Genomic DNA, 22,938 nt, shown 5'->3' on the forward strand with positions numbered 1-22,938 from the left:
CAGCAACAGCTGTATATTGGGCTTATCAATAAAGATTCTTAATTAAGGCATTGACCTTGTCAAAATAAAAGGTCTGACTGTCATAAATGACCCCTGAAAAAACAGCCAAAGCAATTATCTTCTCTAAAAATGTTTTGGACGAAAAGCCTGTTGTCCGGTGGAGCTCTTCTTCATCAAACGGCTTAATGAGGTGAGCCAGAGGGTTGCGGGCTGATTTTTCAAAGTCCCGCAAGAGCAAAACAGCAGCCTTAATTTCTTCAGGCAGATCAGTCAGCTGGATAAAGTCAACCAAGCTTTTGGAAGTTACCTTGCTGTCTCTTCTCTTAGCGACAAAATCCTGAACAAAGGGATTTGAAGACTGATGCATCTTGTCAAATTCCCAGAGATCATATTGGTCATTTTTGGCATCATAGATATAATCCTCAATATCCGGAATCTGACTGTTCAGCAAACGCATGAACAGCCGATATAAAATCGGACTGACACTCCTGACAAAGTCGATAATGTTATCATTGCGCAGCTTTGCTTCCAAATCCATGATATAGTTTGCCAGCAATTCTTCTTCGTAAGCATTATCCAAAAGAGAAATCTGATGGGCACTTTCCAGTTCTTTCAGACGCGCTCGATGCTCAAAGAGAAAATCAACATTGAGTTCGCGTCTTTCTTTCAAGAGCTCCAAAAGAAAGTCAATATCGTCAGAAAACTCCCGGCTGGCCTTTACAATCTGATAAGCATGGTGATAAGCGTAAACATTCAGCAGAATGTCCAATGTTTCTTTTTCTGTCATGTTAAGCAATCAATGTTTCTAAGCCTACCTTCATCATATCGGTGAAGGTTGTTTCACGTTCTTGGGCTGTTGTGTCTTCATCTGCGACCAGACTGTCTGAAATGGTCATAATGCCCAATGCCTGCACGCCGTGTTTAGCCGCAAGGTAATAAAGCGCTGCTGCTTCCATTTCAACAGCCTTGACGCCCAATTGTCCCAGTTTAATATTATTCTCGGCAAAATCAGAATAAAAGGCATCAATAGATAAAACACTTCCGACATGCGCAGTCAGCCCCATATCCTCAGTAATATGGTAGGCCTTATCTAACATACTGAAGTCTGCAATTTGCGGGAAATCATACTGCGGCCATTCGTTTTTTATCATGCTGGATGTGGTGGCGGCAGCCTGTGCCAATACCAAATCACGGACATGAACATCTTGATTGAGCGAGCCCGCGGTTCCGACACGAATGAGCTTTTTAACGCCGTAAGAGGTGATTAATTCGCTGGCATAGATAGAGATGGACGGCATCCCCATTCCAGTTCCCATGACGGAGACGCGATGGCCCTTATACGTTCCCGTATAACCCAGCATACCGCGGACATTGTTGAAACATTGGGCATCCTCTAAAAAGTTTTCGGCAATGAATTTAGCACGCAGCGGATCTCCCGGCAAAAGAATCTTATCAGCAATTTGACCTTGTTTCGCTTCGATATGAATAGACATAATATTATGATACAGAGAGCGGTCAGAAAGCGACTGAAAATTAGGAAACCGAAGGGAAATCCTGATTTCCCTTAAGGTTTATCTATTTTCTAAGCTTTCCGCTCGAGTTCAAATAATGTGAACAAACTCTCGTCCTTTCTGTAAGTTTACTATTGGGAAGGGGCCTTAGCCCGTATTCAGTTACTCTGAGTACAAGCTATGCCCTGCCTTTCTGTAATTTTGATAAATAAGTATTGACAATATAGGCAGTCGCGACTGCCAATAAAAGCGGTAAATAAGACGGAAAAGACTGCCCTGTAAAAGAGATAACCAAGCCAACGGCAGTCAGCGGCGCTTTCATGGTTACTGCTAAAAATACAGCTGAGCCCAATAAAGAAGCTGCTGTCATTGATAAACTCGGAACAATGATGTGCAGGACTGACACTAAAATGAAGGCCGCGACAGCTCCCATCGAAAAAGATGGTGTCAGGGTTCCGCCGTAGGCTCCTGATTTTAAGACAAGCAAAACAAGGAAGGCTTTAATAGGCAAAACCACCATTGCCTGAACCGGTGACATAGCAGAGAAGACTTTCTGTGCTAAAGCGCCGCCATTTCCCAAAACCTCAGGAAAAGCAATCGATACCGCAGCCAAGATGAGAAAACTCAAGGGCAGCTGCCAAAGGACAGCTCTGCTTTTATCTTTATGAGATTGCGCCCAAGCGGTCAGCTGACGAAAGAGTCCGGCCGCAGGCCCAATGGCAGCTCCCATTACAACAGCCAGTAAAAGCGTGGACCAGTCAGTTGTCAGCTGTCCTGTCCTATAGAGCGGTACATCAGGAATAGCCAGCTGGGCGACTGCTGCCGCTAAAACCGTAGAAAGAAGGGCAAGCAAACCATTGCGCAAAGAAAAACCAACAGCCAGCGTCTCAAAGACAAAGAAAACACTGGCAAAAGGAACTTGGTAAACCGCTGCCAGCCCTGCTGCCGCTCCGCAGGCAATCAAGAGTTTACGGTCGGGCAGACGCAGATGAAAATAATCTGAAATTCGCCCTGCTGTCAAAGCTCCCAACTCACGAGGCGCTCCTTCTTTACCAATAGGGGAGCCTGCTGCGACAGAAGCAATCTGCAAGAAAATATTGCAGAGGTGCACCCAAATGACTGGCTTGAAGGCAGCCTTATTATCAAGTGCTATCTGAGACCTGACTGAAATAATCCGCCGGTTTTTCCTTTGTATGAAATACCACATCAGGGCTGAAAGGACTCCCGCACCAAAAACTGCCAGAAAACGCCGTTCAGAGGGAAGATGATTAAAGAGCTGCAGCTGCGAAGACGCTTCTGCTTGTCCAAAAACCAGCTTTTCCACCAGCTTTTGCAGCTCATGCAGCAATATACCGCCGCAGCCCGTCAGTAAACTGGTCAGAATAAAGGCGGTCAACAATTGACGACTATAAGATTTATCTGATTTAAGCATTGAAACTATCCAGAAATGAAAAGAGTTTGTCATTCATTTCCCTGTCACTAAAGTCTTGAATGACAAAATGAATTCTCATAACCAGCCTCCTAAAGCTCCGCCAGAACAGCCTTTACCAATCTCTTAAAATCTTCTTTGATACGCTCAGTCACAGCAACAACTTCATCGTGATTGAGCTCATCTTGGAAGCCGGCTGCATGGTTGGTGATGGCTGAAATCCCCAAGACTTTCAAACCTGAATGAACTGCGACAATAACTTCCGGGACTGTTGACATACCAACAGCATCAGCTCCCATCGTCTTAAAGGCGCGGATTTCGGCCGGCGTTTCATAAGAAGGGCCTGATACACCGATATAAACGCCCTCATCCAGCTTGATACCGAGTTTATCAGCCACTTGATGAGCTGTCTCTCGATAGTCCTTGCTGTAGGCATTGGACATATCCGGAAAGCGCGGACCGAACTCATCTATATTAGCACCAATCAAAGGATTCTGTCCTGTCAGGTTGATATGATCAGCGATAGCCATGAGTGTCCCAGGACCAAAGCCGATACCTCCGGCCGCATTGGTGACCAAAACGCCCTGGCAGCCCAGAGCTTTCATGATTCGCACAGGGAAGGTCACTACTTCCAGTGGATTGCCTTCATAGAAATGAAAACGGCCCTGAAGTGCTAAGACCTTGCGGCCAGCCAAGTCGCCATAGACTAACTTGCCAGCATGACCAGTAACGGTCGAGCGTCCCCAATTGGGAATGTCAGCGTAGTCCAATAGGACGGCGTTTTCAATCTCTTCTGCCAGCTCACCGAGGCCAGAGCCTAAAATCAGACCAAACTCTGGCTCTTGAACGCCTTGGGCTGTCAGAAAGTCGCGTGTTTCGTTAATTTTTTCTAATAATGTCATAAATTAAGATATAAAGGGCGTTAAACGGACAATAGCAAAATAGGAAACTGACCGAGACGACGCTTGCGCCTAGGTCCGTTTAGCTTTTTGCAGAAGTCCGTATCCCGTATTCAGTTAGATATATCACCCCAACTGAACAATCCTTTCTGCAAATTTTATTTTTTTCTTTTAATCAAGATTGTAAGAAGGTTAAGATTTTTTGATTAAAATCTTTGGCTTCTATGTAAGCAGAGTGCCCTAAATCAGGGTAAATATAGCTCTCACACTTCAGTGCTTGAGCTAATTCTGCTGATGAACGGCTTCCGACTACCTTATCATCAGCTCCTCCGAGAACAAAGACAGGACAGGAAATATCTTTAAGTTTATCCCTCATGTCAAACTGCAAAATGGACTCAGCTAAAATGATAAATCTACCCAACTCTTTAGGTTTTGTCAGCTTAGACATGAGATAAATCAGACAACGGTGTCGTTTGACGTAGCGCTCAGAATAAACCTTATCCATCATATCAAGTACCATCTGCTGACGCTCTTTATCTTGGGCCAGCCTTATCCAGTTGCCTATCGTTGCTCTTGCTCTGTCATTAACATGAGATAGGGTGACGCCGAGAACCAGTTTATTGACCAACTCAGGATAAACAGCTGCTAGGCTCTGAGCGATCATACCACCCTGCGAAACACCAACGATATCTGCCTTTTCCAGATTTAAGTGTTTCAGAGCTTGAGCTAATTCATCTGCCATATCAGCAATGCTATAACCAACCTCAACCTTATCCTTACGGTCGAACATATAGACCTTATAATCCCTGCCAAAAATACGATAGGCATAGGACACTTGTAAGGCCGTCCCCTTGACTCTTTGGGTACTCAATCCAGGAATTAGAATTAGCGGCTTCATCCCTCTGCCGAAAGTCAGATAGTCCATTTTAATGCCGTTAAAAGTCAGGGTTCTATTCTTTGCTTGATACATTTAGACCTTTTACACCAACTGATCTAAGAAGCTCTCGCCTATCATGGCTGTTTCCACACCGAAGTTATCGGCAACAGTAGCTGAGATGTCTGCATAGTGGCCGACTGGAATCACGCCATGACCCTTAAAGGCCGGGCTGTAAGCCAGAAGCGGCACGTATTCACGGGTGTGGTCGGTACCGGCATAGGTAGGGTCATTGCCGTGGTCGGCTGTAATTAACAGCAAATCATTTTCACCCATAGCTGCAATGATTTCAGGCAAACGTCCATCAAATTCATGGAGACAGTCGCGATAGCCATGCGCATTGCGGCGATGGCCGTAAAGAGCGTCAAAGTCTACTAAGTTGGTAAAGGAGAAACCGCGGGTAAATTCAGGCAGGTTCATGGTTTTCAGCAGAGTGTCTATTCCGTGGCTGTTAGACTTGTTGTGACCCATGTCATGATTGATGCCGGAACCGTTGAAGATATCATTGATTTTACCGACCGCATAAGTATCAATCCCTGCTTCATCCAATTTGTTCAAAACAGTTGGGGCAAAGGGAGAAACGGCTAAATCGCGGCGATTGGCCGTCCGCGTAAAGTTACCGGGCTCACCCACATAAGGACGGGCGATAATGCGGCCGAGCAGAGCCGGACGTTCCAAGGTAATCGAACGTGCATACTCGCAAATCTTGTAGAGTTCATCCAGCGGAATCACATCTTCATGCGCCGCAATCTGTAAAACAGGATCGGCTGACGTATAGATAATCAGCTCACCCGTTTCCATTTGGCGGGGGCCAAAGTCCGCAATCACCTGAGTTCCTGAATAGGGTTTGTTGGCTTCACGAATGACCTTACGTCCCGAAAACTCTTCAATTTTGGTAATGATTTCTTCCGGGAAACCATTCCAAAAGGTATCAAAAGGCTCAGTAATATTGAGTCCCATGATTTCCCAGTGACCGGTCATGGTGTCCTTGCCCAGTGACACTTCTTCCAGTTTTGTCGCATAGCCTGTCGGGCTGCTTTCGGCGGGAACGGTTTTTAAGGCCTGCGGACGAGGGATATTACCCAAGCCGATTTTAGCCATATTTGGCACATTAAGCCCCACCGTTTTGGAAATATGCCCCAGTGTGTCCGAAGCACCGTCCGGGACACCGGCATTGGAGAAATTATTAGCATCGGGCGCTGCCCCGATTCCCACAGAATCCAAAACGACTAAATGAATACGATCAAATGTTGACATGATATTCCTCATCTCTAAGATAGCTCTGCTATCAACTATAAATTATCGGCTTCTAAAATCCGTACGCCCTCTTTGCCGGCCACAATTACACGATTAACCATGCCGCAAAAAAGGCCGTGCTCAACAACACCGACTTGGTGATCCAGCTTGCTGCCAAATTCAAGAGGATTGGGAATGCTTCCTAAATCTAAATCAATAATGAAATTGCCCATATCAGTGATAAAACGAACACCGTCATATTCTCTAAAAGAAGGCCGATAGCCTTTTTTCTTAAACTCTCTGAACAAATGCTCAGCACCGTACTGAACGACTTCAACCGGCAGTTTAAAGGCTCCCAGAGTCTCCACCAACTTACTCTCATCAACAACCCAGATATAATCTTTGGTCGGGGTTGCGACTACTTTTTCCATGAGAAGAGCGCCGCCGCCGCCCTTGATTCCGTTAAACTGAGGATCTACCTCGTCGGCACCGTCAACAGTCACATCGATGACATCGACTTCGTCAACAGATTTTAGCGGAATTCCCAAGCTTTCAGCCTGAGCAGTTGTCCGGCTTGAGGTTGTGACCCCGACAACCTGCAGTCCCTCTTCCTGCACACGGCGGCCGATTTCTTCCACAAAATAATAGGCTGTCGACCCTGTTCCGAGTCCCACAATCATGCCGTCTTTGACATATTCTGCTGCTTTGACGCCAGCAATTTTTTTGAGCTCTTCCATAAAGCTTCCTCTTTCACACATAATCACTTTATTATAACATGAAATCGCATACTTGTTAAATGGCAATCTTCCTTTTCTGAACGTCTCAAAATCTTGCAGCTTCCGTTCTTTTGCGCTACAATTAAACTATGATCACTAAAGAATTCGACACAATTACTGCTATCGCAACTCCTCTCGGCGAGGGGGCAATCGGCATTGTCCGGCTTTCGGGCTCCGAAGCACTTGCCATCGCTCAAAAAATCTTTAAAGGCAAAGATTTAAGCAAGGCCGCCTCTCATACTATTAACTATGGCCATATCGCAGAAGGTGACGAAATCATCGACGAGGTCATGGTTTCTGTCATGCGAGCGCCCAAAACCTTTACCCGCGAAGATGTGATTGAGATCAACACCCACGGCGGTGTGGCGGTCACTAATGAAATTTTGCAGCTGGTCATTCGCTCAGGTGCCCGGATGGCTGAGCCCGGTGAATTTACCAAACGGGCCTTTTTAAATGGCCGTGTTGACTTAGCTCAAGCAGAGGCTGTTATGGATTTGATCCGTGCCAAAACTGATAAGGCCATGGCTGTCGCTGTGAAACAGCTGGAGGGATCGCTGTCCGAGCTTATTAACAGCATCCGCCAGGAAATCCTAAACACCCTGGCTCAGGTCGAAGTCAATATTGACTATCCCGAGTATGATGATGTCGAAGAAATGACAACAGCCCTCATGCGCGAAAAAACGCAGGAATTTGAAAACCTGCTGACCAATCTCTTGAAGACTGCCCGCCGCGGCAAGATTTTACGCGAAGGCCTCTCTACTGCTATCATTGGCCGGCCCAATGTCGGCAAATCAAGTCTCCTTAACAACCTGTTGCGCGAAGACAAAGCCATTGTCACCGATGTTGAGGGAACAACCCGCGATGTCATTGAAGAATACGTTAACATCAAAGGCGTGCCTCTCAAACTGATTGACACAGCAGGTATTCGCGAAACAGATGACCTAGTTGAAAAAATCGGCGTTGAACGCTCCAAAAAGGCACTTGAAGAAGCCGATCTGGTCCTTCTGGTCCTCAACAGCGCCGAAAAGCTGACCGATCAGGATCGCGCACTGCTTGAAATCAGCCAAAATACCAATCGGCTTATCCTACTCAATAAGACTGATCTGCCGCAGCAAATTGAAAGCGATCAGCTGCCGGACGATGTTATTAAAATCTCCGTTTTAAAAAATCACAACATTGACCTCATCGAAGAGCGGATCAACCAGATTTTCTTTGATAATGCCGGCATTGTTGAAAAAGATGCTACTTATCTTTCTAATGCCCGCCACATCACGCTGATTGAACAGGCCCTTGAAAGCCTTCATGCGGTTAACGAAGGCTTGGAACTCGGCATGCCAGTGGATCTTTTGCAGGTTGATATGACCCGCACTTGGGAAATTTTGGGAGAAATCACAGGCGATGCTGCCCCTGATGAGCTGATTACTCAGCTGTTCAGCCAATTTTGTTTGGGCAAATAAGCTAATCCTTTAGGGACAGCTGCCGGCAGGCAAACGATTGAAGCTCTTATAAAAAGAAAAACTCTTTGCAGCTTTTGGGCGGCAAAGAGTTTTTCTGTGATTTCTCCTATTGTTACGATTTAAGAATAGCCTGAACAATCTTTCTTAGATCAGGCACCACATTTTCCTCAAACCAAGGATGCTTAGCCATCCAGATTTGATTTCTGGGAGAGGGGTGAACAAGCGGGAAATATTCAGGCAGGTAATCCTTGTAGTGTTCAACTGTATCTGTCAGTTTGACTGAAGCTTTTTGCTCTAAATAATACTTTTGAGCATAATTGCCAATCAAAACAGTCAGCTCAATATCCGGCAGCAAAGCCAAAATCGGCTGATGCCACTTCTGAGCAAAGCCTTTACGCGGCGGCAGATCGCCTGATTTTCCCTTACCGGGATAATAAAAATCCATGGGAATGGCAGCAAAATACCCCGAATGGTAAAAGGTATCATAATCAACCCCCATCCACTCACGCAGACGATCACCGCTCTTATCATTCCAGTAGAGACGCGATTCCTGCGCTTTGATGCCTGGCGCCTGACCGACAATATTAATACGCGCTGTTTTCGGTGCTGAAAAGAGCGGCTCAATACCTTGCTTTGTGAATGTTTCATTTTGGCTGTCTGCCATAATGGACTTGGTAATTTCCTCAATACTTGTCATCGTCTCTCTCCTTTGGTAAAGAGGCTGGGCAAAAACTCGTCCAGTATTCCTGTTTTGGAATAAACTCTTGGCACAGTGGTTGGGAGTGAAACAGTCTGCGGAGAGACCGTTTCAGCTCACCACCTTAAAATCAGGGAGTGGTGAGAACCAAAATTTTCAATTTTTGGGTTCTTTCCCACTCCCTTTTAATTATGTAAACCGTTATGACGGAGCTGCGTTGGCTTATTTGATTAACTCATAAATAGCTTCAGCATAGATGGCTGCTGCCTTGTAGAGATCGTCTACTTCGACAAATTCGTTGGCCTGATGCATGGTATCCTCAGAATGAGGGAACATGGCGCCGTAAGCAACACCGCGTTTCAGCAGACGTCCGAAAGTACCGCCGCCGATAACCCATTCTTTGCCTTTTTCGCCGGTATGTTTTTCATAAACAGCTAAAAGTGTTGACACCAAAGGATCATCCATAGGTACATAGTGAGGCGTGTGCTCGTGTTCAGACAGAGTGACTTCTTTGACACCCTCTAACTGCTCCAGTTTTGCTTTAATGGTTTGTGCATCCGTTCCTTGCGGATAGCGGAAATTAAGAGCAATGGTATTGTCCTCTGCTTCTGCATCAAAATCAAAGACACCCGCATTCATAGATAGGGCTCCCATCTGTTTATCGACAAAAGCAACACCCAGTTTTTCCCCCGCATGGTCGTTCAGCAATATCTTACCTGCTAAATCAAGGTAGGCTTTGGCATCACCGGCAAAATCAAAACGAGATAAAAAGAGAGCCAGATAAGTAGCACCATTGATACCAGCTTCCGGCGTTGAGCCGTGAGCGGATTTCCCATGAACCGTCAAGTGAAAACAACCTTCGTTTTCAGTCAGACTGGCTTTAAGATTGTGAGATTCAGCAAAGGTATCCAAAGACAGCTGCAGATCTTCTAAGCTACTATTGCCTTTAAAAATAGCCGTTGCTGACTCCGGCACCATATTTTCACGCAGGCCGCCCTTAAAAGATTGAAGCGTGAAAGAACCGCCGTTGCTATTGCCAAAATGCAGGTACTCTGTGATATTGCCTTTTTCACCGTTGATGATAGGGAAATACGCATCCGGTGAGAAACCAAAATCAGGTTCCGGCAGACCGACATGCTCAAAATAATAATCCATATCCGCCCAGCCGGACTCTTCGTCCGTACCGACAACAAAGCGAACCTTTTTAGATACCGGCAGACCCAAATCCTTGATGATCTTTAAGCCATAGTAGCAGGCAATAGTCGGTCCTTTATCATCACTGGCGCCGCGCGCATAAAGCTTGCCGTTGATAATTTCAGGCAGGTAAGGCTCGGTTTTCCAGCCGCTGCCAGCCGGCACAACATCCAAATGGGCAAAGATGCCTAAAACTTCATCTCCCTGACCGTATTCAAAATGACCGGCGTAATTATTGATATTTTTAGTTTCATAGCCATCTCGCTCTGCCATTTTTAAAAAATGCTGCAGAGCCTGAGCAGGACCCGGACCAAAAGGATGTTTGGCATCAGCCTTGCTGTCATCACGCTCTGAATTGATCTGTAAAATTCGAAAAAGATCCGCTAAAATATCTCCCCGGCGTTTATCTACTTCTTTTTGAAAATCTACAAACATCTTACTCACAGCTCCTATCTTTCTTCAATAATTGTATCTACCGGCAAACGATAGCTTGGTTCAATCTTTTCATCCGTGTATCCTACGGTAATCAGGAGTTCAGGACGGAAACGCTCATCAATATCTAAAACAGCATTGGTCTTAGTCTTATCAAAACCAAGAATAATATTCGATGAAATGCCTTGAGCTGTCAGGGCTAAAACCAGGTTCATAGCCACCAAACCGGCATTCAAAGCCAGGTATTCACCTGTTTTTTTATCATCAAATCCTGCAAAACGAGCCGGCAGCGTTTCCATATAGTAGGCAATCATATCATCTGGAAGATTCTTGCTGCCAATCCGCGCAATCTTGCGGGAGCACTGAACCAAATCGGTATCGGTAAACAAGGCAATAACATACTGCGCCCCTTCGACTTGAGCCTTATTCAAAGCAGGCAGGTCTTCAGCCAAAGCAGCTTTTCTATCCTTGACAATCACAAATTTCCAAGGCTGAATATTATTGGCACTGGGAGCTAACTGGGCAATTTCAATCGCTGTTCTGACATCTTTAAAATCAACTGCCTGATTATTAAAGTGCTTAGTGGCATGCCGCTTTTTATTTAACTCTAAAAATTTCATAAACGAATAATCCTTCTAATGTGTTAATAGTTACTTTTTTATTTTACCACTTTTTGAAACTGTTTTCAGCTTTTTCAGCATCTTTTAAAATAAATAAAAAAACCCGAGACATTAAAACAGCAGATTTTCAATCTGCTGTCAGGTTGTAGACAAACTCCCAAAACTAAATTCTCTCTAAAATTTCATCATAGAATTGTATCACTTTTCGCTTTTGTAAGATGATATAGAAATGATCAAAGCCTAATCCGATACTTTCCGATGTAGCAAAAGAGGCAGAAACTCAATGTTTCTGCCTCTCGGAGATTTTGAGACCTAGGCTCAAAATCTAGGTATGGAATTCCGAAGGAAGTCGCTACCGTCCGTGCTACCTAAGGAAAGTATCATAACAAAATATTACTTTTTGAGAAAATAGACTTCTTCTTCAATCTGCTGTTTGATTTATAACCAAGTGCCCGAGGCCACGATGATGCCTTTGGCAATTTCATTGTTTCTCAATTCTGATGCCTCTAAACCGTTAAGCGAACCATAAAAAGCTTTAACAGGTTCTGATAAGCCCTTTTTTCTCTGCAAATACTTCAATGACAAGCGCTCTAACTCTCTGCAGAGACGATAAGACTGTCTTGAAAAATCACCTCCAGCCTCCACTTCCTGCTTATAATCCAACAGCAGCTCACGTTCTTCCGGATAAATATCCGGATTGAGCAAAAGATTGTAGTAGTCTGTCATGATTTGCTTTTGCTTTTCGTCATCGCTTTTTTTCGCCATTCATGAGCCCCTTTCACTGAAAGATAATCATCAGCATGCTTGGTCTTGAAAATCGTATTTTCAAAAAACTGCCTTCGGTTTATCATAAAAACAAGGAAAAATATAATGAAAACTTTTCCAAAATAAAACTCACACTTTTTTATTGTTTGAAGTTTCTTTTTCCTTGATTATCATCCTGCGGTCAGTCTCAGGGTTTGAGGTCACACAAGATTAATAGTCTGTGTTCAAAGAGGTAATCTGACGGCCTTGCTCATCAAAATTTGCCGGATTCAGCCAGTTGTCAAACTTAGCTTTCATAGTTTGGTACTCTTCTTCCAGCATGGAATACCAATTGGTATCGCGGCTGCGGTTTTTATAAACTACTGCCCGCCGAAAGGTGCCTTCAAAGGTAAAGCCCAGACGCTTAGCTGCATGATTAGAAGGCGCATTCAGGCTGTCGCACTTCCATTCATAGCGACGGTAACGGAGTTCTTCAAAAACATATTTCATTACCAGATATTGCGCCTCAGTTGCTATTCGTGAGTGTCTCAGCTCCTGCCCGTAAAGAACCCAGCCCATTTCCACCACACGGTTTTTAGGATCTATTCGCATGAGAGAAAACGTTCCGATGACCCTATGGCTTTCCTTATCTAAAATAGCCAAGTAATAAGGATCCTTGGAATCAACCATCCCTTCAAAATAGACTCTAAAATCTTCTTTATTTTCAAAACGCTCAATCGGCAAATAGGTCCACTGTTCTTTGGGACTGTCAGGACCGTAAAAGATATAGGCATCCTCAAAATGCCTGTCGGCATTCAGTGGTTCAACGATGGTATAGTTTCCTATCAGCTGCTTGATAGCCGGCAGCTGACCGGGCTTAAAATCAAAAACTGGTTCTCCAATTGGCTGATCAAAGATATTTGTTGGCATAGCGGTCTCCTTATTTACTGTCATTTAGCGGGTTTTCATTTTCACAGTTTCTTATGCTTTTTCCTGCAGCTTTTCTTTCACATTTTCTGCTACCTTCTGCGGGATTCCCAGAGCAATCATCTCATCCGTACTGGCTGCTTTAATCTTAGTCAAACTCTTGAAGTGCTTCAAGAGCAGCTGTTTGCGTTTGGGCCCGAGGCCTGCAATACCGTCCAGCTTGGAGCTGAAACTGTTTTTGCTGCGGACTTGTCTGTGGAAGGTAATGGCAAAGCGGTGCACTTCGTCTTGAATGCGCTGCAGAAGAAAAAATTCTTCTGAATTTCTGGGCAGATCAATCACTTCTAAAGGATCACCGAACAGCAGCTCCTGCGTTTGGTGCTTGTCATTTTTTTGGAGCCCGGCAATGGGAATCGCAAGCCCCAGCTCTTTTCTGACAACATCTTTGGCAATGTTGACCTGTCCTTGACCTCCATCAATGATAATCAAATCAGGAGCTCTAAGACCATCGCGTTTAACACGGCCGTATCTGCGGCGAATGACTTCGCGCATAGAGGCATAATCATCCGGACCGGTAACTGTTTTGATTTTATATTTGCGGTATTCTTTTTTATTGGGCTTGCCGTTTTCAAAGACCACCATGGCCGCAACCGGACTGGTTCCTTGGATATTGGAATTATCAAAGGCTTCGATTCGAACAGGCTTGTCAATAGCCAGCAGCTCGCCTAAATTGTCAACGGCTCCCTGCGTTTTTTTCAGATCCTTTTCCAGCAAATCAAATTTTTGCTGCAGGCTGACCCGTGCATTTTTCACAGCCAGATTAACCAGCTGCTTTTTCTCACCGCGCTTAGGCTTGATGACCTTCGTATCCACCAAAGCTCTGACGAAGTCCTCATCAATATTGCCGGGAATAAAAATCTCCTTGGGGATAATATGGCGCCTGTCCTGATAAAACTGCCCCAAATAGGTCAAAAAATCTTCCTCGGGTTCATTGTAATAAGGAAACATGTTGACATCACGCTGAATGAGCTTGCCCTGACGGACAAAAAAGACCTGTACACACATCCAGCCCTTATCCACATAATAACCAAAAATATCCCTATCAATCAGATCCTGAGCCATGACCCGCTGCTTGGTTCTGAGAACACCGATAGCACTGATCAAATCGCGATACTCTGCAGCCCGCTCAAACTCCATGTTTTCAGCCATGGTCTGCATTTTTTCTTTGAGGCCGTTGACAATCTTATCATCGTGGCCATTTAGAAAATTGCTGACATCTTCTATCATCTTATCGTAATAGGCCTTGTCCGTATGGCAGACAGTGTGGGCCGAACACTGGCCGATATGATAGTAAAAGCAGACTTTTTCCGGAGGATTGGTACATTTCTTAAAAGGGAAAATCCTGTCCAGCAGCCGTTTAATTTCATTGGCAGCACCGACATCAGGATAAGGACCGAAATAATGCCCCTTGTCCTTTTTAACCTGACGGGTAATCAACAAACGAGGATAGCGTTCATTGGTAATCTTAATGAAAGGATAAGACTTATCATCTCTCAGCCTGATATTGTATTTAGGATGATTTTCCTGAATGAGGTTAATTTCTAAAAGCAGGGCTTCGATATTGGAACCCGTCACGATGTATTCAAAATCAGCGATTTCTGACACCAGCATCTCTGTCTTAGTGTCATGGCTGCCGTGAAAATAGCTGCGCACGCGGTTCTTTAAATTTTTAGCCTTCCCCACATAAATAATGGTTCCTTTTTTATCCTTATGGAGATAGCAGCCGGGACTGTCCGGCAAAAGTTCTAATTTATGCTGTATCAATTGATTCATAATGCTATTATAACAAAAACACAGATGGTTTTCTGGATTTTGTTACAGTTGATTTTGCTTTTCTTTCCGCCGGCTTTTTGGTAGAATATCCTGTGACTTTTTGAACGAAAGGAAATTATATGTCTCAGTTTTTAGCCAAACGTGTCTCCAATTATGAATTGTTTTTTGATTTAGCCGTTGTCCTGGCTCTGGGCCAGCTCACATCAGCCATTCATCTCAATCATATCGGTCTGGGGGAAATTGTCGCCTTCATCACGACCAATATCATTATTTTTAACATTTGGCACAATGAAGTTTTTTATTTCAATAAGTACGGCGATTCTCGGCTGATTGACATCTATACTGTCATCGCACTGATGTTTGTGGTCGGCAATATCGCTCTCAATTTTAACCTCGATCTCAGCCAATACCATGCCGGAAGCCCTAAAGCTATGCTTTTTAACCTGCTACTGATGATGGCTTATGCAATCATTGCCCTGCAGTATTTTTTAAAGGGACGGAAATTAGGATTCACCCATAATATCAAGCTGGATATCGTTACCCAACTTCTTTACAGCCTGTCTTTAACCGGTTTTGCTCTGGGACTTCTGTCCATCAACGGATGGACCATTCTCGTTTACTTGCTGCCAAATATTCTGCCTGTCTACAGACTTAAATTTTACAATCGCCAGCTGGTCAACTTCCCTCATGTTATTGAACGGCTGCACTTGGTGACTATTCTCAGCTTTGGTGAGGCTGTGATCGGTATTATAAAAACCTATCCGATTATGGCAAGACCCTTTACCGGAGCTACCTTATTTTTAGGGATGGCAACACTCTTTGTCTTTTATATGGGACAGACTTTCTTAAATATCAACCATCATCAGGAGACCACCGCTGCAACCCTTTTTTATGCCCATCTGCCTATCTTTATCGGTATCAATATTTTTACCGTAGGCATTGAATTTTTAGCAGATTCACACCATGTTACTATCGGCTTTATTCTCTTTTTAGCCGGTATTCTCAGCTTTTACACAGGAGTTCTGGCCACCTCTCGCTACAATAAAGACCTCTACCGCTTTGACCTGAAGGCTTGGATAGAGTATGCACTGACAATTCTTATCGGCACTGTTGCCATGATTCTTCTCAGACGCCATATGATTGCCCTCGCATTTATTCTGGTCCTGCAAAACAGACTGATGACGCGCATCAATATGGCCAACCGCCATCGCTCACGCGAGCGCCACAATGTCCCGCATCCCGACCCAACCAAAAATCTCAGAGATTTTTCTTAATACAAAAAATGAGCTCAAAGTAAGCTCGCTTTTTATAGGATTTACCGCTGCCGGCAAAGCTGCTCAAAGGTAGCAATATTTGCCATTTCGGACAATCAAAGATTGTGCTTAGCCATGCGCTCTTTAAAGATATCATTGACGATTAAGCTCAGGCTTTCTTTAGCCTCGGGGCTCAACTCGCCCTCTTTTTGTGCTTCCGCATAAGCTTCCGGAAACTCACGCGCAATCAGCTTGCAGGTCGCCTTAGTCGCATGCCCGCGCACCAACCGCGGAATCCGCTCCATATACTCAGGCTTGACCAAAGCTATGATTTTCTCATCAGCATTCATATATTCTCACTCCTTTACCCTAATTACTATACTCCTTTTAAAGGGAGATGTAAATGCTCAAGCAACGAAACGTAGATACTCCCCACCGTTAGCCTTCTTACCATCTACTAACTCATCATTTGGAAATGATTCAGACAGTAAATGGACACCGTAAGGTTAATTGAATTTGATGATTCTTTATGTAACAAAAAACTTGTTTTGCTTTCTAAAAAACTGAATAAAACCAATATGATTTTTCTTGAGTAAACACAACTTACGCTTTTGGACAAGCTCTATGCACCTAACCAAGAAGTCTTCTACTAAAAGTTCAGGGTGCAGCGCTTGTGTCTTAATATAAAGGAGTATTTTAACTTGATAATTTATATTGTTCATCATTACCAGATTTAAAACGGTAACCTCTGTTTTTCATTTCTTCTAATCGTGAAGACATTTTAGAAAGAACTATAGACTGGTAGTCTCTAAATCCATGAGGTGGATCAAATTCATATCGCCCAGTACATAAGTAATAATTTCTTATTTCTGGATTGAAGTCAAAATCATTATATTTATCAGTTGTAGAAAGAACTTTTTGGTATATCCAAAAATTAATATATTGTTCATCATCATCTAACATATTAATAGCACTCCAAATCTTGTCATCCCAATTTTCAAATTTCATCCATAAATTTTGATGAGAAATATAAATTAATAGAATTAGATCCTTTCTCTTAGCCTTATTATAATCTTTATCTGTGATAGAAATATCTGGAAATTTTTCTCCTAAGTCATGCAGACTGATTATGCCATACTTTTGCAATAGATATAATTTTTGCGAGAAATCAAAATTAGCTTCATCAAGAATTTTATCCCAAAATTCAAATATTTTATCACGGTCTGATGATTTTATCGGCTCCCACTTTTCTGCAATTATATATTCAATAGCAGGACTATTAACAGATTGTTGGACGTAAGATAAAGCTAAATTTAGTAATTTTCTCTTTCGGTCTGATGAAAAATTAAGATATTTTGCTGTTAAATATTGATAAAAATCTGTATCACGCTCTAGCAACATTGCTTTCCTTAATTCTTCTTCTGACGAAAACAACTTTTCTAACTCTTCAACCGTCATATTGGATGCTTCTTCATAAATGAAATAAGCTTGTTTATCTTTTGAAAATGGTCTAGGATATTCACCATTCATAGAAAAACGTTTTTTCATTACAGGAGATAGCAACTTTATTATCACTGATGGTAAGTCTTTATTAGGGTTATCATCATCTTTAGCATAAATATCTGAAATATCTTTATTGAAATTATTAATCAAACCTTGATAGAAGTCTGTATGGAATAAGTAGACATAGATGGTAAGTAACTGCTGCTCTATTTGGACATGTCCAAACTTTCCCCTCTCAAAGAACTCCATGTTCACATAGTCATTGAAATGCTTCCTATCCCTTAGATTTCGTAACTCATCTTTTACAAATTGCTGGAACTCTTGAGAAATAGTTATTTTTAAACTCTTCTCTAATTGTTCAAAGTAACTATCCCAAATTGAGGATGGATGTATAGCAAAGGGAAGTTCAACCCTCCTATCAATTATTTTAGATAAATAATCATTGCCGCTAAAACTTATGCTGTTAATATCACCGACAAATATAATGGGAAGTTTCTTGTTTAATAAGGCAAATAGTTTATAAGATTCCTCTTGGCAATTTTCAGAAATTCTATCGAAATCATCAATGACTAGTACTTTGTTAATAAGAGGAATTTTTAGTAGTAACCAAGCATAAAAATCATCTGATTTTATTCTAAAGAATTGATAAACTGCGACTATCAGGACAATAAAACTTCCAAATAGTTTTATCCAGCTTCCTGAAAAATACCCTCCTATCCCTAAATCAACAACATTAGTCATTAAAATCGAAACGACTACAGCTAGTACTGTTGCGAGACGAATCTCCCAATATATAAATGGATGTAACTTCGCTAAGCTTAATTCTATCGCTGTTCTACTATCCTTTAATTTCCAAAAATCAATGTTAACTAATTTTTTCTTCGTATGTTTTTGAACTTCGTTTAAAAATTCTGTTTTTCCCGAACCCCATTTACCGTTTAAAAAATAGGTCTTATTCTCATTTAACAAGTTACTGAAATTTTTAGCTGCTACCGAAGTATCAATATGTTTAAGTTCTATAAAACTTTTATCTTTCATTCATCCTCCTATACAATCATACTTTGAAAAAGTTTTTTCTCCACTTAATGTTTTTAAATTATTAAATATAAACTATCATAATTAGTTTGCCAATTATTTTTATAAAATTTATTATTATCCTTGGAATTATTAATTACATATGTTAAAATAATTTTAGTAAAGATAACTTGTGAAGGATTAACGCTGGGTCCCAGAATGGGGTAGGTGCTATGCACTGAGCATTCCTATGTGCCTGGGGTTATCTTTTTTTAGTGTTGCTGTTTTTCAGACTCTCAACAAAATTTTGAGGGTCTTTTCCTATTTCTTTAACAATAAATTCAATAAAGGCCTGTGAATAAGTATATTGTTCAGATTTTCCAATTGTGTGTTTATATGCAAACTTATCATTCTGTTTAATATGGTAAAAATCTATAATTAAATTTAAAACATACTGATTAAATCCACTTCTATAAGATAATCTAATCCCCTTTTTATTCAATCTATCTGCTACAACAGATATTACATTACTATAGGAGTATTTATGAGTATTAGAAGGATCTTTTAATTCTTTAACAATCGCAACAGAATTATCTGACTGATTTTTTATTGCAACAGTAAAGTCAGCCTTATCTTTTTTCCTCTCTATATATAATTTCTGCCTAATATCAATAGCAAATTTATCAGAACTGTATTCTTTACTCAAAACATCAATTTCATTCGCTTGTTGAATAAATTTTTCTGCTATCTCAGCAGGATATTTTAATCTGATTTGCTCGTCCGTCAGAGGTTCATATTCTGCTGAAATTGTTAGGAAGTTTTGTGCTATGCTTTGTGTAATATCTTTCTTATGGAATCTGATTAATTCATTTGTATAGTTTAAAACACACGCTTGGAATAAGGGGGCGTATTTAAGCTCATAATCCTCTGTAATAAAATGGGTACTTATATTTCTAAGTTCAATAATTCGTTCTAAATTTAAACGAATACGAGTATGTTCATCAGAATAGATCTTCTTTATTGTGTTTTCTAAACTCAAAGTTCTGTTGCGATTATCTTTATAGTAAATATCTTGATTTCTATTTAGCAACTCTGCCTTTAACATCAATTCCCATGCATTGCAGATAAAGAAACTGAATCCTTCTATTCTATATTTTATGGTTGGTTTATTGTAAATTTCTAAACCCATAATAAATGCTTCAACACTTTTTTCGACTAAATTATCTTTCAATTGAGATTCTTTTGACATTATCTACCTCTTTTTACTCTAATAAATTATATTAATGACTAGATATCAATACCATTATACCACCACTTCTGCCCCTCTCAAAGGATGGTTTGCTTAATTTTTCAAGCAATTCTTATTATCTTTAAACTTTGTTACTTTTCCAAAAAAAAAGAAAGATTATATTGAAAACATTTGAAAAGCAACCCAAAATCAAGGGCTGCTTTAACTAGTTTATGATTATCTCCCAATGTCTATTTTTCCAGTAATCATAGTTTCATGCAATAGAACTACCTTCATTGAAATGCTGGTAGTTCTGCTGCTTCCGACTTCTCATGTTTCTTATTCTTGTGAAAATATTGAATTAGAGAGTTTTACAAGAGCAGGTGTTTTTTAGGTCTTTGTGCGGTTAGTTTTAGGACGCCGATTTTTTCCAAGTGGTCGATTTCTCTTTTGATAGCAAGTTTGGCAAAGTCGTGTGAGAGGAGCTCTATGATGTCATTGTCTGAAAGACCCTCATTTGGATCATCCACAAAGACCTTGGATTGAAGCAAGAGATAGAGGATTCGCTTTTGGAGTTCGGTGTAGTCAGAATAATCCAAATCGTTAGAATAGTCGTCTAAGATAGCTTTCTTTTCTTCTAGCGTATTGATAATGTCCTGCTGACCATTTTTGAGGATTTCCATTAGGGATTGGACAAAGAAAGTTCCTTCTGCCTTGTTATCCGCTTCTCCAGTGATGCTAAAGGCTTTGTAGTATTTCTTCTTTTCCTGATTGATTCTTTGAGAGATAACTAGACCTGAGTAGATATCAAGTTTGCGCGCTAAATATCTTGCTAGGATATACCTGCCTGTTCTGCCATTGCCATCGTAGAAAGGATGGACATTTTCAAAGAAATAGTGAGCCAGAAAAGACTTAATCAGCACTGGCACCGTCTTATCATTGATAAAGCCAATCCATGATTGCAGCATGGCAAAGATTTGTTTTTCAGATATGGGCGGAACGTGCTTGGTCTTATTATTAGCAGCATCAATGATTGATACCAGATTATCTCTGAAAAGCTCACCATCCAGCATGTCTTCGCTATCAATCTCACCATCAGTTAACTGATCATAGATAGTTCTGATGGACTGAAGGTTATCAATTTTGAGAAAGTCATTCTTTCGAATATCATTGTACATGCGTACAGTAGATTGGAGCCTGACTTTCCTTTTCTTTTTCCTGTCCAAGGATCTGTGAGCTATTGATACTTCCTTTCTAGGGTGCAAGGGTTAAAAAAAGGGGGTGCATTGTTTAACTTTTATCTTTACCACCAAAAGCATTGTTTAATATGACAGGAATGGCAGTAACAGCAACTCCACCAATTACTTTTCCAAACTTTTTAAGACCGTCAATATTCTTGTTTCTGCATGATTCACATTTCTTATATCTATAATCTATCGGTAGTTTTCTGCCACATTTTTTACAAGTATTACTGTTTGTCATATTAATTCCTCAGTTTCTATTTTACTTAAATTATTATTCGGTAAATTCAGAATAGAACTCTTAATTTTGGGCAGTTCTTCAGTCCAATAATTCGTTGGAGATGGATCAAGCAAATCTAATCTTTCTATTAAATGAGGTGTAGTTAAATAAGTCACATTAAGAAAATGGGCAAAGTACTCAAGACTTTTTTGAGCGGCCTTTTCCTCACCCAATTCATTATAAGCCATAGCAGCTGATAGTGAAGCTAAGTTAACTGCTGATAGGCCATCTCTTATCTCATTAATTCTGGTATCGATTTTCTTTTGTTTTTCTCCTTTAATAAATTTCCCAAGTGTATCTTCGGGCTGTTCTTGTATAAAGGCAACATTCGATTTCTGGCTAAGCATCAAGAGATTTCGACTATCCTCAGCATCCGATATTACTTGAAGTAACATGGACGTCCTTAGCTGTGGATTCACAATTTCTCTAGCCTGTAATAATTTTTGTTGACAACTATATGCTATGGCTAGTCTATCAGACTCTTGTCCTTTTCTAACATCTTCAATTGCCAGCTGTATATTTTCAATCTGTTCTGCAATTTGAGCCATTTGAAGTTGAGAGGCATAGTTTGTAGTTGCTTGAGTTATCTCTGGCGAGAGTTCGACAGATTTTAAAGGGACTGTGGCAGCAATTTTACCAGTTTCTGTATTCAACAAAGTTGCCATTAATGAATCATCTTTCTTGGTCATTAATTTTAAAGCCCCTTTTGCTATCGCTTCTTTTTGTTCCCTGGATAATACAGCTTGTAACGTTTCTTCAGGGATAGTGGCTTTAACTACGTTAATAAATGATGGCGCAGTGTAAAGTAAATTCTCTACTTTAGAAAAAATAATATCGGCATTACGTAATAATGGTTTGGCAATTTCAGGGAGTTTGCTAATAACTGCTTTAGGTCTAGTCTCATAACCTTCGATATCGATAATCTCATAATCATCTGGTCCAAAATATAGGATCCCTTCATCCATTTTTTATTACCTCTCGTATTTTTCATTAAGCAACTAAGTAGCAAGGAGTTGTTTAATTTTTTAAATAGGTGATGTTCACGACACTACCACTTCTGAAAATTTGATCTTTATAAAATTCTGAAACACCATCTATCCTTACCTCGGTCACAGTACCGTTTTTAGATAACAACCTAAAAACCCTGGGCGTTGTATGAACCATTATGTAGCCACTACTAACAAACAAATGTTCCACATCATTAACGTTTTGTCCGATTAAATCTACTGATGACAAGGGAGCAGCTACCTCATAGTTATAAGTGATTTCTCTTATTCTACTAGCAACTTTATCCAAAAATACTTTTGGAATCGTAGAATCATCATTTTCTTTATATCCTATAAAATATTTACCTGAAAGACTACCATAATCATAAAAATCTGCACTAAATTCCCAAGTTGAAATTCCACCACTTGATTTCACCTCGCATCTCACATGTAAACCATCAGTTGAAATTATCTTTAGTCTTTTAATTTCCCTTGCGGATTTTCTACAAAAAGTCTCGAAAACCTCTTCGGATAGGCCTGTTGACCATACAATTGGAATTTCCCTTCTTCCTCGATCAGCTTCAGTAGATGCTTTATAACTTTTATAATTTGCCCAACCGAGCAGACCTAGTAGAGCACCAACACCTAAAAGTGTTCCCCAGCCAAAATCATCGTCATATTTTCCCATAGTTTTTTACGCCTTTGATTGTATTCATTCTAATTATATTATACCACGTAAACTTT

Annotated in this window: 22 protein-coding genes; 2 read left to right on the forward strand and 20 right to left on the reverse strand. The window is 41.1% G+C overall.

Annotated features, from left to right (window positions below):
• Nucleotides 1–25: 25 nt before the first annotated feature.
• From AC4HAN_RS03435 to rpiA, 7 genes are all read right to left on the reverse strand, one after another.
• Entirely contained in the window at nucleotides 26–787 is a 762-nt protein-coding gene (locus AC4HAN_RS03435; RefSeq protein WP_491091201.1) for a LytR family transcriptional regulator, read from the reverse strand.
• Nucleotide 788: 1 nt separating this feature from the next.
• On the reverse strand, nucleotides 789–1,493 hold the full coding sequence (gene deoD / locus AC4HAN_RS03440; RefSeq protein ID WP_491091202.1) for a purine-nucleoside phosphorylase: 705 nt from the start codon (nucleotides 1,491–1,493) through the stop codon (nucleotides 789–791).
• 196 nt (nucleotides 1,494–1,689) lie between these two features.
• Nucleotides 1,690–2,943: a chloride channel protein gene (locus tag AC4HAN_RS03445; protein ID WP_491091203.1), complete on the reverse strand. Its 1,254-nt coding sequence runs from the start codon at nucleotides 2,941–2,943 to the stop codon at nucleotides 1,690–1,692.
• An 89-nt stretch (nucleotides 2,944–3,032) separates the two neighbouring features.
• Complete coding sequence (locus tag AC4HAN_RS03450) at nucleotides 3,033–3,842, reverse strand: purine-nucleoside phosphorylase (RefSeq protein ID WP_491091204.1); 810 nt, start codon at nucleotides 3,840–3,842, stop codon at nucleotides 3,033–3,035.
• A 172-nt stretch (nucleotides 3,843–4,014) separates the two neighbouring features.
• Entirely contained in the window at nucleotides 4,015–4,809 is a 795-nt protein-coding gene (locus tag AC4HAN_RS03455; RefSeq protein ID WP_491091205.1) for an alpha/beta fold hydrolase, read from the reverse strand.
• A 9-nt stretch (nucleotides 4,810–4,818) separates the two neighbouring features.
• Nucleotides 4,819–6,030 carry a phosphopentomutase gene (locus AC4HAN_RS03460; protein ID WP_491091206.1) on the reverse strand — a complete coding sequence of 404 codons (1,212 nt, stop codon included), beginning with the start codon at nucleotides 6,028–6,030 and terminating at the stop codon, nucleotides 4,819–4,821.
• Nucleotides 6,031–6,065: 35 nt separating this feature from the next.
• Nucleotides 6,066–6,746, reverse strand: coding sequence for a ribose-5-phosphate isomerase RpiA (rpiA, locus tag AC4HAN_RS03465; RefSeq protein ID WP_027975925.1), 681 nt, complete (start codon nucleotides 6,744–6,746; stop codon nucleotides 6,066–6,068).
• A gap of 128 nt (nucleotides 6,747–6,874) precedes the next feature.
• Here rpiA and mnmE point away from each other — a divergent pair, with 128 nt between their 5' ends.
• A complete protein-coding gene (mnmE, locus tag AC4HAN_RS03470) occupies nucleotides 6,875–8,242 on the forward strand; it encodes a tRNA uridine-5-carboxymethylaminomethyl(34) synthesis GTPase MnmE (RefSeq protein WP_491091207.1) in 1,368 nt (455 codons plus the stop codon).
• Between the two features lie 112 nt (nucleotides 8,243–8,354).
• Here mnmE and AC4HAN_RS03475 read toward each other — a convergent pair whose 3' ends face one another.
• The 6 genes from AC4HAN_RS03475 to uvrC form a co-directional block, all read right to left on the reverse strand.
• Nucleotides 8,355–8,939, reverse strand: coding sequence for a uracil-DNA glycosylase family protein (locus tag AC4HAN_RS03475; RefSeq protein ID WP_491091208.1), 585 nt, complete (start codon nucleotides 8,937–8,939; stop codon nucleotides 8,355–8,357).
• Nucleotides 8,940–9,161: 222 nt separating this feature from the next.
• On the reverse strand, nucleotides 9,162–10,568 hold the full coding sequence (pepV, locus tag AC4HAN_RS03480; RefSeq protein WP_491091578.1) for a dipeptidase PepV: 1,407 nt from the start codon (nucleotides 10,566–10,568) through the stop codon (nucleotides 9,162–9,164).
• Between the two features lie 14 nt (nucleotides 10,569–10,582).
• A complete protein-coding gene (locus AC4HAN_RS03485; RefSeq protein WP_491091209.1) occupies nucleotides 10,583–11,185 on the reverse strand; it encodes a nitroreductase family protein in 603 nt (200 codons plus the stop codon).
• A 438-nt stretch (nucleotides 11,186–11,623) separates the two neighbouring features.
• Nucleotides 11,624–11,950 (reverse strand): bacteriocin immunity family protein, encoded by a 327-nt coding sequence (locus AC4HAN_RS03490; protein ID WP_491091210.1) that lies wholly within the window; start codon nucleotides 11,948–11,950, stop codon nucleotides 11,624–11,626.
• Between the two features lie 210 nt (nucleotides 11,951–12,160).
• Nucleotides 12,161–12,859 (reverse strand): GNAT family N-acetyltransferase, encoded by a 699-nt coding sequence (locus AC4HAN_RS03495; RefSeq protein ID WP_491091211.1) that lies wholly within the window; start codon nucleotides 12,857–12,859, stop codon nucleotides 12,161–12,163.
• Nucleotides 12,860–12,910: 51 nt separating this feature from the next.
• Complete coding sequence (gene uvrC / locus AC4HAN_RS03500; protein WP_491091212.1) at nucleotides 12,911–14,689, reverse strand: excinuclease ABC subunit UvrC; 1,779 nt, start codon at nucleotides 14,687–14,689, stop codon at nucleotides 12,911–12,913.
• 119 nt (nucleotides 14,690–14,808) lie between these two features.
• Between uvrC and AC4HAN_RS03505 the strand changes: the two genes are divergently transcribed.
• Nucleotides 14,809–15,963, forward strand: a complete 1,155-nt coding sequence (locus tag AC4HAN_RS03505; protein ID WP_491091213.1) for a low temperature requirement protein A — start codon at nucleotides 14,809–14,811, stop codon at nucleotides 15,961–15,963.
• Between the two features lie 95 nt (nucleotides 15,964–16,058).
• Here the strand turns inward: AC4HAN_RS03505 and AC4HAN_RS03510 are convergent, their stop codons facing one another.
• The 7 genes from AC4HAN_RS03510 to AC4HAN_RS03540 all read right to left on the reverse strand — a co-directional run bounded on the left by AC4HAN_RS03510 (nucleotide 16,059) and on the right by AC4HAN_RS03540 (nucleotide 22,882).
• On the reverse strand, nucleotides 16,059–16,292 hold the full coding sequence (locus AC4HAN_RS03510; RefSeq protein WP_491091214.1) for a hypothetical protein: 234 nt from the start codon (nucleotides 16,290–16,292) through the stop codon (nucleotides 16,059–16,061).
• Nucleotides 16,293–16,638: 346 nt separating this feature from the next.
• Nucleotides 16,639–18,483 carry a P-loop NTPase fold protein gene (locus tag AC4HAN_RS03515; protein WP_491091215.1) on the reverse strand — a complete coding sequence of 615 codons (1,845 nt, stop codon included), beginning with the start codon at nucleotides 18,481–18,483 and terminating at the stop codon, nucleotides 16,639–16,641.
• Nucleotides 18,484–18,721: 238 nt separating this feature from the next.
• Nucleotides 18,722–19,708: a DUF3644 domain-containing protein gene (locus AC4HAN_RS03520; RefSeq protein WP_491091216.1), complete on the reverse strand. Its 987-nt coding sequence runs from the start codon at nucleotides 19,706–19,708 to the stop codon at nucleotides 18,722–18,724.
• Nucleotides 19,709–20,058: 350 nt separating this feature from the next.
• A complete protein-coding gene (locus tag AC4HAN_RS03525; protein WP_491091217.1) occupies nucleotides 20,059–20,865 on the reverse strand; it encodes a Fic family protein in 807 nt (268 codons plus the stop codon).
• Between the two features lie 112 nt (nucleotides 20,866–20,977).
• Nucleotides 20,978–21,169 carry a hypothetical protein gene (locus AC4HAN_RS03530; protein WP_491091218.1) on the reverse strand — a complete coding sequence of 64 codons (192 nt, stop codon included), beginning with the start codon at nucleotides 21,167–21,169 and terminating at the stop codon, nucleotides 20,978–20,980.
• On the reverse strand, nucleotides 21,166–22,173 hold the full coding sequence (locus AC4HAN_RS03535; protein WP_491091219.1) for a hypothetical protein: 1,008 nt from the start codon (nucleotides 22,171–22,173) through the stop codon (nucleotides 21,166–21,168). The genes AC4HAN_RS03530 and AC4HAN_RS03535 overlap by 4 nt, the downstream gene beginning before the upstream one ends.
• 52 nt (nucleotides 22,174–22,225) lie before the next feature.
• Nucleotides 22,226–22,882: a hypothetical protein gene (locus AC4HAN_RS03540; protein ID WP_491091220.1), complete on the reverse strand. Its 657-nt coding sequence runs from the start codon at nucleotides 22,880–22,882 to the stop codon at nucleotides 22,226–22,228.
• Between the last annotated feature and the right edge of the window lie 56 nt (nucleotides 22,883–22,938).

This window comes from Streptococcus sp. ELY_86 (assembly GCF_058314495.1).